At 54.2% G+C, this 12,559-nt stretch carries 13 protein-coding genes; 11 read left to right on the forward strand and 2 right to left on the reverse strand.

All coding sequences use genetic code 11. The features are described from left to right. The first annotated feature begins 165 nt into the window (after nt 1-165). The 10 genes from prmC to ACIQ20_RS00880 all read left to right on the forward strand — a co-directional run bounded on the left by prmC (nt 166) and on the right by ACIQ20_RS00880 (nt 10,821). Nucleotides 166-1,026, forward strand: a complete 861-nt coding sequence (prmC, locus tag ACIQ20_RS00835; RefSeq protein WP_395776483.1) for a peptide chain release factor N(5)-glutamine methyltransferase — start codon at nt 166-168, stop codon at nt 1,024-1,026. A 146-nt stretch (nt 1,027-1,172) separates the two neighbouring features. Then, complete coding sequence (locus ACIQ20_RS00840) at nt 1,173-4,151, forward strand: TonB-dependent receptor domain-containing protein (protein WP_395776485.1); 2,979 nt, start codon at nt 1,173-1,175, stop codon at nt 4,149-4,151. A 570-nt stretch (nt 4,152-4,721) separates the two neighbouring features. Continuing rightward, nucleotides 4,722-5,579 carry a DUF4167 domain-containing protein gene (locus ACIQ20_RS00845; RefSeq protein WP_395776487.1) on the forward strand — a complete coding sequence of 286 codons (858 nt, stop codon included), beginning with the start codon at nt 4,722-4,724 and terminating at the stop codon, nt 5,577-5,579. 231 nt (nt 5,580-5,810) lie between these two features. After that, complete coding sequence (locus ACIQ20_RS00850) at nt 5,811-6,461, forward strand: hypothetical protein (RefSeq protein WP_395776489.1); 651 nt, start codon at nt 5,811-5,813, stop codon at nt 6,459-6,461. Further along, a complete protein-coding gene (locus tag ACIQ20_RS00855) occupies nt 6,461-7,027 on the forward strand; it encodes a copper chaperone PCu(A)C (protein WP_395776491.1) in 567 nt (188 codons plus the stop codon). The genes ACIQ20_RS00850 and ACIQ20_RS00855 overlap by 1 nt, the downstream gene beginning before the upstream one ends. A gap of 72 nt (nt 7,028-7,099) precedes the next feature. Continuing rightward, a complete protein-coding gene (gene ubiA / locus ACIQ20_RS00860) occupies nt 7,100-8,056 on the forward strand; it encodes a 4-hydroxybenzoate octaprenyltransferase (RefSeq protein ID WP_395776493.1) in 957 nt (318 codons plus the stop codon). Then, the gene (locus ACIQ20_RS00865; RefSeq protein WP_395776495.1) at nt 8,053-8,667 is read left to right on the forward strand and encodes a DNA-3-methyladenine glycosylase family protein; all 615 of its coding nucleotides are present in this window, start codon (nt 8,053-8,055) and stop codon (nt 8,665-8,667) included. Before ubiA ends, ACIQ20_RS00865 begins: the two co-directional genes overlap by 4 nt. Continuing rightward, nucleotides 8,660-9,340 (forward strand): CpcT/CpeT family chromophore lyase, encoded by a 681-nt coding sequence (locus ACIQ20_RS00870; protein ID WP_395776497.1) that lies wholly within the window; start codon nt 8,660-8,662, stop codon nt 9,338-9,340. Before ACIQ20_RS00865 ends, ACIQ20_RS00870 begins: the two co-directional genes overlap by 8 nt. Then, nucleotides 9,337-9,897, forward strand: a complete 561-nt coding sequence (locus ACIQ20_RS00875) for an NnrU family protein (RefSeq protein ID WP_395776499.1) — start codon at nt 9,337-9,339, stop codon at nt 9,895-9,897. The genes ACIQ20_RS00870 and ACIQ20_RS00875 overlap by 4 nt, the downstream gene beginning before the upstream one ends. 3 nt (nt 9,898-9,900) lie before the next feature. Continuing rightward, complete coding sequence (locus ACIQ20_RS00880; RefSeq protein ID WP_395776501.1) at nt 9,901-10,821, forward strand: fatty acid desaturase family protein; 921 nt, start codon at nt 9,901-9,903, stop codon at nt 10,819-10,821. A 10-nt stretch (nt 10,822-10,831) separates the two neighbouring features. On the opposite strand, the gene ACIQ20_RS00885 is transcribed toward ACIQ20_RS00880, so the two are convergent. After that, nucleotides 10,832-11,026: a hypothetical protein gene (locus tag ACIQ20_RS00885; protein WP_395776503.1), complete on the reverse strand. Its 195-nt coding sequence runs from the start codon at nt 11,024-11,026 to the stop codon at nt 10,832-10,834. Nucleotides 11,027-11,201: 175 nt separating this feature from the next. Then, a complete protein-coding gene (locus ACIQ20_RS00890; RefSeq protein ID WP_395776505.1) occupies nt 11,202-11,621 on the reverse strand; it encodes a PEGA domain-containing protein in 420 nt (139 codons plus the stop codon). A gap of 213 nt (nt 11,622-11,834) precedes the next feature. On the opposite strand from ACIQ20_RS00890, the gene ACIQ20_RS00895 reads away from it, so the two are divergent. Then, nucleotides 11,835-12,482 (forward strand): class I SAM-dependent methyltransferase, encoded by a 648-nt coding sequence (locus ACIQ20_RS00895; RefSeq protein ID WP_395776507.1) that lies wholly within the window; start codon nt 11,835-11,837, stop codon nt 12,480-12,482. Nucleotides 12,483-12,559: the final 77 nt, after the last annotated feature.

The following is a 12,559-nucleotide window of genomic DNA, read 5'->3' on the forward strand; positions in this document are numbered from 1 at the left end:
TAAAAAGCAGACTCTCGCCTGCCGCCATCAAAAATCACGAGAATGTTACTATTCGAATTGCGATAGGGTCAATCAAAATCAAGGCCTCCGAGGGCCCGATATTCAACTGTTGCCAAACGTGGCTCGTCCGATGACATTGCGCAGGCAAACCCCTATTTGGGGGCCATGACCGATACACCTCTCACCCTCGTCAAAGCTTGGACCGCTGCCCGAAAGCGCCTGGAAGCTGCACATATCGATACCCCCGTTATTGATGCCCGCATTTTGTTGCTCGCCGCGACAGAGACTGACCGTGCTACCTTGATAGGCGATCCTCAGCGCCCTCTGACATCAGAAGCCGCCTTAAAGTTTGAGACTTTTGTGCGTCGGCGCGAACAACGCGAGCCTGCGGCCCATATTGTCGGCAAAAAGGGTTTTCGGACGCTTGACCTCATCAGCGACCGCCGCGGCCTCGTGCCACGCCCTGAAACCGAAGTGATTGTCGATCTGATCTTAAAGGCCCATGCGGTCGATGTTCCCAATCGGGTGCTAGACCTTGGCGTGGGTTCTGGAACGATTCTGTTAGCCCTTCTGGCTGAGCGTAAAAGCTGGACCGGGGTTGGCATTGACCAATCCGAAGACGCTCTGGCGCTTGCCGCCGAGAATGCAGCCCATATTGGGCTGACAGACCGCGTGGATTTGCGCTTAGGCGATTGGCATCAAGGCTTAGACGAACGCTTTGATATTGTTGTCTCCAATCCCCCCTATATCCCCTCGGCCGTGATCGACACCCTGCAAGATGAAGTGCGCTTGCATGATCCGCGCTTTGCTCTCGATGGCGGAGAGGATGGTCTAGATCCCTATCGCATTCTGTTTTCTGCTTTGCCGGAGGTTTTAAAGCCTTCAGGTGTATTTGCTTTTGAGTTCGGGATAGACCAAACTGACGCCGTGATGGCGCTTGCGCAATCCGTCCCCGGACTGATTAACTTGCGTGTGATCAAGGACTTATCTGACATTGATCGTGTCATTTTTGGAACCCTAGCCTAAGCGTGAAGGTTTCCCCAATGGCTTTAAGCCAAGACACCAAAAATCAAATCAAAAAAAGCCTTTACAGATATTCATTCCAGTCGCACACTTTCCTCGTCTGAAGCGGATCCACCCAAAAAAGGACCGCACGGACAAGGGAGGACAATATGGCTAGAAAAGCATTGCTCAACGGGGCCAGTGCCCTGTTGGCTGTTATTATGACGACAGGCGCGGCTCAGGCATTCGCACAAACCACCACATCAGACGAAGCTCCAAAGAAGGAAGTCGAAGTTATTGTGGTAACCGGTTCCTTCATTCGGGGAACTTCGGAAAGCGCTTCATTACCTGTGAATGTGATCAGCTCAGCTGATCTGGAAAAAGCGGGCACCCCAAGCACCGTTGAGTTGATCAAGCTCCTCAACGTCTCAAGTGGGGTACAAGGTGATACCAACCAATTCGATGCCCGCGCTCAAGGCAACGAAGGTGCAGGATCAGTCAATTTGCGCGGTATTGGCCCAGAGCGGACACTCGTGCTGTTGAATGGTCGCCGCATGGCCTACAACCCATTTGGTTTGGTCGGAACGGTTGTTGATACCAATTTGATCCCATCGGCTGCTATTGGCCGGGTAGAAGTTCTTAAAGACGGCGCGGCTGCGACTTACGGCTCGGACGCTGTTGCTGGCGTGGTCAATTTTATCACACGTACCAATCTCGAAGGTTTTGAAGTTGGTGGCGACTATAAAGCCATTGACGGGTCAGACGGCAATTATACGATGGCAGCCTCTTGGGGCCATCAAACCGATCGGGCCAAGCTATTTGTCTCGCTCGGCGTGCAGATGAAGACCGAACTCCCAATCACCGCGCGTGATTGGGCGTATCGGGATTATCTCTCTAACCCAGAAGGCGGCTGGTCAGCAGCGGGCAATCCCGGCACCTATATCGCCATTGGACCCACGGGTGGCCCCGTTTCAGCCCCGACGCGCGAACCAAATTGCGGCCCTCTCGGCGGCTTTGCCGGCTTCAGCGCGACAACGCCCGTTTGCTTCTTCCAATTCACGCCCTATGACAACATCGTCGAAAAAGAAGAGCGGTCGCAGTTGTTTGCAAGCGCCGATGTGGAAATCAATGAAGACCACACGCTGCACGCAGAACTTCTGATCTCCAACACCAACACGCCAGAATGGAAGACGTCGCCCAGCTACGCCTTCTTGCAAGCACCATCAGCACAAGCCCTGCCTGCCCTTTCCGGCCTGCCAGGGCGCTTCTTTGTGCCTGTCACCAACCCCGGTTACATCGACCTATTAGCTAAAAACCCCGGGCTGTTCCCAGCCAGCACGATTGGCGTGAACATGCTGGCTTATCGGCCATTTAGCTATGGCGGCAATCCCAAATTCACCCCGGATGAACCACGTGGTGGCTCGCAAGGTGAACGCAGCTTTGAAGCTGTGCGCGTCTCTGTCGGGATGAAGGGCAAGCTGACCAGCACAATCGATTACGACGTCAATCTGGCGGCTATGGATGATACCGGTATTCGCACGGGCTTTGACGTTTTGGTCAACCGCTTCCAACTCGCACTTCGCGGCTTGGGTGGCTCCAATTGTAACGTGGCAGCCAACACGCCAGGGGCCAATGGGTGTCAGTGGTTCAGTCCATTTGGTACCGCCATTCCAGGCAACTCCATTACTGGCGTCGCCAATCCGCAGTATAATCCTGCCTTGGGTGCCGCAAACGCAGCCCTGGTGGAGTGGTTCTATCCGGAAGTCCGTACGAAGCAGACCTCAAGCTTGGTTGTGTTTGATGCGGTCATCAATGGTGAGACAAGCTTCAAACTAGGCGATGGCCCGATTGGCTGGGCCTTGGGATATCAATACCGGAAGAACTCCTTCCGCTCTGAGTTCTCCAAATTCTCGGATCTGACCCAACAGCCTTGCGTGTCGTCGCCAGACTTCAACAATAACACCTGTGCGGCTGTAACGGGCCCAACCGTGTTCTTGTCTGGTTCTTTCCCAGCCAACGTTAGTGCAGACGTTAATGCGGCCTTCTTTGAAATCCGCTTGCCCTTCACCAGCAATTTTGAAGCTCAACTCGCGGGTCGGTATGAAGATTTTGGCGGGGCTGTTGGCTCTACCTTCAATCCAAAGCTGTCGGCGAAATGGCAAGTCACCGATGCCTTTGCGGTTCGTGGATCGACCAGCACCACCTTCCGGGCCCCATCGGTGTCCAACATCCAGCCAACCTCTGTAACAACGCTCCAGAGCATTTTGGGCACTTTCCGGGCGGTGGATATCTTCGGCAACCCGAACTTGGACCCAGAAACTGCGACCACCTACAATGCAGGTGCGCTGTTGAATACTGGAAACTTCAAAGCCTCAATCGATTATTGGCGCTTTGACTTTGACAACCCAATTGTTAGCGAGCCAATTGCTGGTCTTGTTGCAACAATGTTCCCAACAACGGGTGCCGGCAATTGCGGCAATCCAACGTTTGCAGCGATCCAAGCGAAGTTCACCTTCAGTGGCGGCGTTTGTAACTCAGCAAACATCTCTCGCCTCAACACCACGGTGATCAACGGCTCCGCCGTTCTGACCGACGGGGTGGACATCAGCGTCGATTACACCTTCCAAGATTTGATGGGTGGTGACTTGAAGCTGGGCTTGGATGCCACCTACACCATGAGCTATGACGTCTCCGCACTATCTATTGGAGGTGTACCGGTTGCGCCCGCACTGGATGCTTTGGGTAAGCTGAACTTCCAAACGACGGCTTATCCACTGCCGCAATATAAGGGCACGCTCTATGGCCTTTATGAAACCGGTGGCCATTCGCTGCGCCTCGCGATGAACTTCATTGACGAGTATGAAGACCAACGTACCGCTCCGTTCTCGCCCAGCTTGAACTATAGCACAGTTGCTGGTGTCCCAGGTTCGGTTACCGCGGGCAAAACGATCGAGGCTTGGCAGTCCTTCGACCTGACTTATCGTTGGGCGATGGAAAATGACCTAACCTTTACGTTTGGGATTGAGAACATCATGGACAAAGATCCAAGCTTTGCCCGTTTGGAACTCAATTACGACCCATTCACCGGCAGCCCATTGGGACGGACCTATAAGATCGGTCTGAAGAAGGCCTTCGGCGGTCCAAAGTAAGTTCAAACGCAATTTCGCTAGCGGCGGCCCGATCTTTCTAAGGTCGGGCCGTTTGTTTTGCGCTCAAGCGCGTTTTGATCCTTTCTGATCGAAAGTGCGAGACCATTCCAAACCAGGTCAACAGAATTAGGCCTTTTCAAGCGAAGCTAATCAAGCTATGGGACTATTCGTCCGTGGTGCGGCCCAAAGGGGGGCTTGCGTATGGAAGCGACACACCATCAACTCTAGCCCAAACCTTTAATCCGCTTTCGCTTTGATCTTGGCCTTTGGTCTCGATTTTGGTGACATGCAAATTAAGGCTTGTGGAATCAGGGAAATGATCGTGTGAATACAGACTGTCCGTGAGACGTTGAAATCCAGTCCGGGATTAGGTGTTCGCGATAGCTGTTTTTGGAGCGGGTTGTGCAAGGTCACGGATCAATTGCACGAAAGCCACGCTCTCTTTTTTAATTCTTTGCGTGTCAGACCTCTTTTAGAAGCAGTCACGCAAAATCCATGAAGCTAGCTTGCAGGCTTGCTCATGGCATTAATTGGCCAAACCACAGCCAGGAAACAAACAGGGCTTGCATGATGAAGCGGCAACGCGGTCGGGGACGTAATCCGGGCCAAAAACCACAGAATAACAATCCAAATCGCGCTTATGAGTCGAACGGACCCGATATTAAGGTCCGTGGGTCAGCTCAGACTGTGTTTGAGAAATACCAACAGCTCGCTCGCGACGCCAATTCTTCTGGCGACCGGGTTTTGGGCGAAAACTATTTGCAGCATGCGGAACATTATTTCCGCGTCTTGCGCGCTATGCAGCCAACCTTTGTGCCCCGCACCGAAATGATGATCGCGGGCTATGAAGATGAATCCGATGATGGGGACGAGACAAACGAAGCTATGGAAGGCGCAGAGGGCGAAGGCAATGAAGGCGGCGAAGGCGCGCCTCAGCCAGAATTCAACCCGAACCGTCCACCCCGTGAGAACCGCTTCGACCAGAATCGTAGCGAAGGCCGCAATGAACCTCGTGGCGAGGGTGATGAAGACCGCTTTGGCCGTCGTCGCCGTCGTCGCAGAGACCGCTTCGGCAATGAGTTGCCTTATCAGGCAAATGGCGGTGGCGAAGAAGGTCAAGGCGACAATGGTCGTCCACCGCGCCAAGATACTCGTGGAGAAGCAGGTGCTGAACCTGCTTTCAACGGCGCAGGCGATACCTATAGCCGCCCTTTAAGCGCGCCACCGAGTGAATTCGCTGAGCCTACGAGCTTTAGCGAGCCACAGGAAATCGTTGCAGCATCTGAGACCGCACCGGCGCGTGAGCGCCGCCCACGACCACCGCGCGCACCGCGCCCACCGCGTGAAGCCAAGGGTGAGGATTCAGGCTTTGACGGGGAATTGCCAGCCTTCCTAACAGCTCCAGTTCCGACTCCATCTGCTGAATAGAACAATCGGTTTTCTCCAGACACCAAAAGGGCGGCGAGGCTTTGGCTTTGCCGCCTTTTTTCTTGTTACCTATCAGTTGACAGGCAATCACACCGTTGTGATTAATGGCCCTTCAGTTGAGGAATTGCAGCCATGTCATCTCTACATCCTGTTCGCGCGCCTGCTAGCACCGAGCGAAATTTTTTTCTGTTTTATTGGGTCCTAAGTCTCGCCGCGGTGTTATTTGGATTCATGCCGGGTCTTGCACCCTATCTGGCAGGCGCAAAGCCTTGGCCACCCTTAGCGGTTCATTTGCATGCCGCACTATTTTATGGATGGATGGCGTTTTTTCTAGTTCAGATTTGGCTGATCCGCACCAAAGATATCAAAACCCATATGAAACTAGGCCTTGCTGGGATTGGCCTTGGTGCCGCTATGACAGTGATTGGCACGTATATGACGCTCTATATGGCCAAGTTCCACTATTTGAACGGCGAGTCCCGCCAGCTTGAATTCATGATCGTACCCCTGTCGGATATGGTCAGCTTTCCGATCTTCTTTGCGGCGGCAATCGCCTTTCGGAAAATAGGGGCCACCCACAAGCGTCTGATGCTATTGGCAACCACGGTTTTATTGGGTGCAGGCTTTGGACGTTTTATGGGTCGACCCCTCTCACAAGTCTTTGGCGATGATACGATCTTTGGTTTCTGGTTTACGCTTTATCTTATGCAATTTCTGATGATGGTGGGTGCGATGATCTACGACTTAGCTACTCGCCGCGTAATCCATCCTGCCTACCTTATGGGCGTGCCTTTCGTGCTAGCCGTTCAGCTATTCACGGCCTATGTCATCACCAGTCCAGCGTGGCCGGGCTTCGCAAAAAGTTTGATTGGAGTGAGTTGATGAGATTGACGATGCAGCCTTTGCGTGCGGCCTTGGCCCTAGGATTTGTGGCAACAACCGGTCTGGTTTCAGGCTGCGACGTTAATGCAAAAGTCGATTTTTCTGATGAGAAGGGTGGGACGTTTGCCATTATGAACCCCGTCATTCGCACTCCGATGGCAGGGCGTCCAACGGCTGGATATTTCGACTTTAACTATAATTACAAGGTCGCAGATCGGATTATTGCGGTCGCCTCGCCAGCCTTCAAACGCGTTGAGATGCACGACAGTGTAACAGAAAGCGGGATGAAGAAGATGGTCAAGCTCGATACGCTTGAACTACCAGCTAAAAGCTCGATCAAATTTGCTCCCGGTGGCAAGCATCTGATGCTGTTTGACCCCACGAAGACGCTAAAATCTGGGGAGTTGATCAAAGTTACCTTCGTCTTTGCCGAACGAGACCCCATTGATGTCTCCTTTGAAGTGAAAGACGTTATACCAGTTACAGGCCCCGGTGGGTCACCTGAAACCATGGACCATAGCAAGATGGATCATGGCACCATGAACCATGGTGACAAAAAGCCCTGATCCTATGCGCCCTGCGTGAGGCAGGGGCCTAGGGTCTAGTCGGGACAGCGACACCTCGTTAAACCTGTTCTAGTGACCATTCCACTTGATGCCCAGCCCCGCACTTTTGTTGAACGCGCCCCAATGGCGTGGCAGCCTTACTTGCGCCTATCCCGCTTTGATCGGCCGATTGGGTTTTGGCTTCTCGCTTTGCCCTGCTTTATGGGACAATTTCTGGGCCGCGCGGGGATTGGTTTCTCGGGTTTGGACTTGGGTTTGGTCGCCCTGTGGGTTATCGGCTCTATCGCTATGCGTGGGGCAGGTTGCAGTTTTAACGACCTTGTGGACCGTGACATTGACGCCAAAGTCGAACGCACGGCCGGCAGGCCCCTGCCCGCCGGTTTAATCAGCGCCAAACAAGCCTTGATCTGGACGCTGGCGCAATGTTTTGTGGGCCTTCTGGTTTTACTAGCTTTGCCCACACCCGCTCAAATCACGGCTCTATGCGCCATCCCGATGGTGGCAGCCTATCCTTTTATGAAGCGCATCACTTGGTGGCCACAAGTTTGGCTTGGCCTCACCTTCAATTGGGGGGTTCTGGTAGGCTATGTGGCTGTAATGGGCAGCCTGGATAGTTCTGCCCTAGCCCTCTACGTCGCCTGTGTGGCGTGGACCATTGGCTATGACACCATTTACGCTCAGCAGGATGTTGAAGATGATGCGCTGGTTGGCGTGAAATCCACGGCGCGCTTGTTTGGCGATCACGCCAAGCGCTGGGTTGGCGGCTTTTATCTGGCCACGGCGCTCTTGGCCGCTGCGGCTTGCCTGATGCGCGATCAGCCCCTCGCGAGTCTGATTGTCGGTCTATGCGGCGTGCTCGCCTTTGGTCTGCATCTGGCGGGCCAAGTCCGGCAAATTCCTGTCACTGGGCTAGCCAAAGACCCCTTAGCCCTGTTTAAATCCAACAAGACGGCGGGGCTGATCTTGGTGGCCGGCCTAATGGTGCAAGCCTTAGTCGGTTGGATACTGTCCTTGGGGGGATTGGGATGAGCGAAGCGTTGGCAGCTTTAGACCGAGTAATGGCACGCTTAGTCGCCACCCATGGCCCCTGCCCGATCCCGACACGTGAGACCCAAAGTGCCTATCAAAGCTTATTTCGCGCCATCGTGTATCAGCAATTGTCTGGCAAGGCGGCTGGTACGATTTTAGGCCGGGTCCTAACCCTGTGTGGCGACCCAGAAGCTGCACCTGACCCCGCCCATTTCCTCAGTCATTCCGACGAGGCTTTGCGGGCTTGTGGCCTATCGCGACAAAAACTAGCGGCTTTGCGCGATCTTTCCGCCAAAAGGCTTGAGGGCATTGTGCCAGATAGTGGAGAGATCGACCATCTGCCCGACGAGGAGATCATCTCCCGCCTCACAGCTGTCCGCGGTGTCGGCCAGTGGACAGTGGAGATGTATCTTATGTTCACTTTGGGTCGGCCAGACGTGTGGCCGGTGGATGATCTGGGCGTTCGTAAGGGCTGGATGATCGCCCATGGCTTACCAGAAATGCCAAAACCAAAGCCCTTTAAAACCATGGCAGACCATTTGCGCCCCTACCGAACCCAAGTGGCTTGGTATTGCTGGCGCGCTGTGGATACGGTGACGCCGGATGCATAAGGGCTGGTTCACGGCACTACTCGCTTTGGGCCTGACGGCCTGCGCGGGCCTGCCAGCCCCACAAGTCTTGCCGCCCGGACAGGCGCTGGTAGGTAGATGGGATAATCAAGCCCAGATCAAAGCAGCCCCAGCCGAACTATTGCGCGCCCCTGCCGCAGGAAACGCCTATCCTTGGGTGGACGCCCAAAGCGCCCAGTTTTTCGAGGTCCGCGTCCCAAAGGTCGCAGGGCCAAAGGACCAAGCGATTTACCTGATCTGGCGCAGCGGCAACGAAACAGGCCCAATCAGCCGCCAACGCTTGTGGGTGTTTCGCCCCCAAGCCAACGGCCATACTTTGATGGACTTTTACGCCTTCAAAAACCCCGAAGCTTTCGCGGCCGAAGGGCAAGGCTCTGCAGCCTTCCAAACTTTGACGCTTGAGGACCTAACCGCCTATGGCCCCGCCTGCAGCTTGCCGGTGGTTAAAACGACAACCGGGTGGACGGCATCCATCCCCGCAACGTGTTCGATCATCGCACGGTCGGGACGCAAAATGACCCTGTCTGCCAACCTAAGCTTGGACGGGGATCGCTTTAGCTATCAAGAACATGGCGTGCTGGAGACAGGGTTCTATGCGTTTAAGGTGCCCGGCGGCCCCGCCTATCAATTCAACAAAAAAGGACCTGCCTCATGACCCTACTCATTCTTGGACTGATCATTTTCTTGGGCTCGCATGCTTTCGTTCGATTTCGTGGCCCAAGGGATCAGATGGCAACCAAATTGGGTGCCCAACCCTATCGCGGGGTATTCTCGCTTATCAGCTTGGCAGGCTTTGTGCTGTTGATTTACGGCTATGGCCAGTATCGCGCTGCGGGCATGATCCCCGTTTGGACCCCGCCTACGTTCTTAAGCCACATCTCGCTCCTTCTGATGTTGCCGGTCATGATCTTATTGGTAGCCGCCTATTCGCCGGGCAAGATAAAAGCAGCCGTCGTCCACCCCATGTTGGCTGCCGTCAAAATCTGGGCCTTGGCACACCTTCTGGCCAATGGGGATTTGGGCTCCATCCTGTTGTTCGGTAGCTTCTTTGCTTGGGCCTTGTTTGCGCGCATTCGCTTAGGGAAAGCCGAGCGCGTCTCTGTGCCGATGGGGACAGGAGACTGGATTGCCATTGGTGGCGGCGTCGCTGTTTGGGTGGCTTTTATTGCTGGTCTGCACAAAATGCTGATCGGCGTAAGCGTCTTTGGTTAAGCTATGGCCGCCCCCACGATAGACCCCAAAACAATCTTTACGCCAGACGAATGGGCAGGCTTACGCCGGCGCGATGACTGGATCGGATTAGGCCTTGTAGCACATGCGTGGTTGCTAATTGGTTTGGCCGTGGCGCTATTTGCCTGGGCACCCAACCCTGTGACGTGGCTGCTTGCCGTGATGGTGGTTGGCGCACGCCAGTTGGGTTTGGCGATCCTGATGCACGAGGCCGCCCATGGTGGCCTCAGCACGAACCAGAAGCTCAATGACTTTGTCGGTCATTGGTTATGCGGCGCACCCGTCGGGGCATCCCTTTACCGCTATCGACCCTACCATCTCTCGCACCACCGCAACACCCAGCAAAGCGACGATCCTGACTTGGGCCTTGCCGCTCATTTCCCGATCAGCAAGAAGAGCTATCAGCGCAAGTTAATCCGGGATTTGACCGGGCAGACGTTTTTCAAACAAACCCTTCGGCCCCTATTGGGGTTTCTGCAAGCGCCAAGACAGGCCAGTCCCGAGGCCCGCGCTGCTGCTCTCACGTTCTTGGGCTCGCAAGCAGTAATTTTTGTCTTGTTTGCTGCAGCAGGCCAAGCGCTTGCTTTTGTAACCATCTGGCTCGTTGCTCAAGCTAGTTGGTATCCAGCCGTTACGCGCCTGCGCAATATCGGCGAACATGCCTGTGCCACTCCGGACCCGAATGACCCATGGCGCCTTGCCCGGACCACACATGCCAACCCAATTGAACGCTTACTCATCGCGCCCTATTGGGTCCATTTCCATGCCGAACATCATTTATGGATGTACATCCCCTGCTATCGGCTAGAGGCAATGCATGCGCTCTTGAAGCAGAAGGGTCTGACGGAACAGATGGAGATCAAGCGGGGTTATCGGCAGATTTTGGAGCTGGCGACGGCCAAATAGGCCCGTTGACTTAAGGCTCTAAGCGCACTGGAACTGAATTGGCCTCTGGGGCTGGCATCGCGCCAAAGGGCGTATTGGCATTGCCGGGCATGGCGCGATCGATCGCTGCGCTATCGGCCAAATTAGTCGTTTCGACAGAAGTTGTTGTGCATCCAGTCAACGCCAAAAGCGAAACGGCGGCAAGGGCAACCAAATTTAGTTTCATACCTTCCTCCACACATTCCAACGATGTCGAGGTTACACAACTTAGGATATGATTACAAGTCCAAACAGACGCTTAGAGTTATCGAATATTGGGATAAATTCTCGTCCCTTCGATCATAAAAAAGGCCCATTCCGAGGTTCGAAATGGGCCCTTTATATTCGGATTTATAAGTGATTTAGCTGTTAGGCTGGCTAGCTGGTGCCGCCGCACCTTCTGGCTCCAACGTCACCTTCATTGGGTTTGGCACCAAGTCCAACATAGCACCAGAGCTGGCATCGACGCCTGCGCCAATCAGACCACCGACCAGAACGTTGCCAGCCATCGCCGCACCGCCTGACCCAGCCACTTTGGTCACTACAGAACCTGTGTAGGTTTTATAGCCTGGCTTGGTAATGGTGACGGTGAACTCTGACTTCCGCGGCATTTTAAAGGTGCATGGCGTCGCCAAGCAGCCATAACCATTTGTCGTCGCAACGGTGGCACCGGATGGCATCGTCTCAACCGTGAAAGTCGTGTTGGTTCCGCGCGTAATTGTCGCACAACCAGATAAAGCCATGACGGATACCGCGACGATAGCAACTAATTTCAACTTCATATTTCCCCCCAAAAAATCAAGCAAAACAGGACACAAGTGATAGGAATACTTATCGTAAGCCCAAATCCTCTTTTAGTTTTGCTCTTCCAACACAACTTACGATATGGGACCCAAGCTAAACACGCGCTCTAGCTTGTCAATCATGCAGAGTGAGATTGTTGGGCTCTGCAAAGGCCCCTTGTTATGGCACCTCTGTTACAGAGATAAGAGTCCATGACTATTGAAAGCCCTTCTCTCTTTATCCTTGCCAATACGAGGCCGCTACAGCCTCCGCATTGCCCAGAGATCACATTATGTTTGGCAGATGAGGCGGTAGCACTTTGGCAGTTAAGCGCCGAAGAACTCGACCAAAAAGGCCTGCCCTTACCTTTCTGGGCATTTGCTTGGGCAGGTGGCCAAGCCCTCGCGCGCTATCTACTGGACAATCCCCACAGCGTCAGTGGCAAACAAGTGTATGACTTGGCCTCAGGCTCGGGCATCGTGGCAATCGCGGCCAAGTTGTCAGGCGCTGGGGACGTGACCGCGGTCGATATTGATCCCTATGCCATCGCTGCCATCGACCTCAACGCAACGGCCAACGGGGTCAGCCTTCTCACACTTCAGGGAGATATCATCGGTCGGCCGCTTAAGGCAGACGTTCTCTTGGTCGGAGATTTGTTTTATGAGCGCGAGATCGCGGAGCCCCTATTTGCTTGGCTGAAACAGTGCCAGCAGGCCGGCATTTTGGTTTTGATCGGGGACCCTGGGCGGACCTATTTGCCCAAAGAAGGCCTGAAAGAACTCGCGTGTTACCAAATCGCAGTATCACGCGAACTGGAAGATCAAGACATCAAAGTGACGCGCGTTTGGAGCCTCGCTTGACCCACACCTATTTGTCCGATTGAAGAGCGGTAAGATCACCCTATGTGACATGCATCACGAACCCTACGCACATCCTT

The organism is Aquidulcibacter sp. (genome assembly GCF_044346625.1).
In the GTDB taxonomy this organism is placed as follows: domain Bacteria; phylum Pseudomonadota; class Alphaproteobacteria; order Caulobacterales; family Aquidulcibacteraceae; genus Aquidulcibacter.

What these genes read in the sequence shown, in the direction of transcription:
- prmC (WP_395776483.1), top strand. Translation starts at nt 166, where the DNA reads ATGACCGATACACCTCTCACCCTCGTCAAAGCTTGGACCGCTGCCCGA.
- ACIQ20_RS00840 (WP_395776485.1), top strand. Translation starts at nt 1,173, where the DNA reads ATGGCTAGAAAAGCATTGCTCAACGGGGCCAGTGCCCTGTTGGCTGTT.
- ACIQ20_RS00845 (WP_395776487.1), top strand. Translation starts at nt 4,722, where the DNA reads ATGAAGCGGCAACGCGGTCGGGGACGTAATCCGGGCCAAAAACCACAG.
- ACIQ20_RS00850 (WP_395776489.1), top strand. Translation starts at nt 5,811, where the DNA reads ATGCCGGGTCTTGCACCCTATCTGGCAGGCGCAAAGCCTTGGCCACCC.
- ACIQ20_RS00855 (WP_395776491.1), top strand. Translation starts at nt 6,461, where the DNA reads ATGAGATTGACGATGCAGCCTTTGCGTGCGGCCTTGGCCCTAGGATTT.
- ACIQ20_RS00865 (WP_395776495.1), top strand. Translation starts at nt 8,053, where the DNA reads ATGAGCGAAGCGTTGGCAGCTTTAGACCGAGTAATGGCACGCTTAGTC.
- ACIQ20_RS00870 (WP_395776497.1), top strand. Translation starts at nt 8,660, where the DNA reads ATGCATAAGGGCTGGTTCACGGCACTACTCGCTTTGGGCCTGACGGCC.
- ACIQ20_RS00875 (WP_395776499.1), top strand. Translation starts at nt 9,337, where the DNA reads ATGACCCTACTCATTCTTGGACTGATCATTTTCTTGGGCTCGCATGCT.
- ACIQ20_RS00880 (WP_395776501.1), top strand. Translation starts at nt 9,901, where the DNA reads ATGGCCGCCCCCACGATAGACCCCAAAACAATCTTTACGCCAGACGAA.
- ACIQ20_RS00885 (WP_395776503.1), bottom strand. Translation starts at nt 11,026, where the DNA reads ATGAAACTAAATTTGGTTGCCCTTGCCGCCGTTTCGCTTTTGGCGTTG.
- ACIQ20_RS00890 (WP_395776505.1), bottom strand. Translation starts at nt 11,621, where the DNA reads ATGAAGTTGAAATTAGTTGCTATCGTCGCGGTATCCGTCATGGCTTTA.
- ACIQ20_RS00895 (WP_395776507.1), top strand. Translation starts at nt 11,835, where the DNA reads ATGACTATTGAAAGCCCTTCTCTCTTTATCCTTGCCAATACGAGGCCG.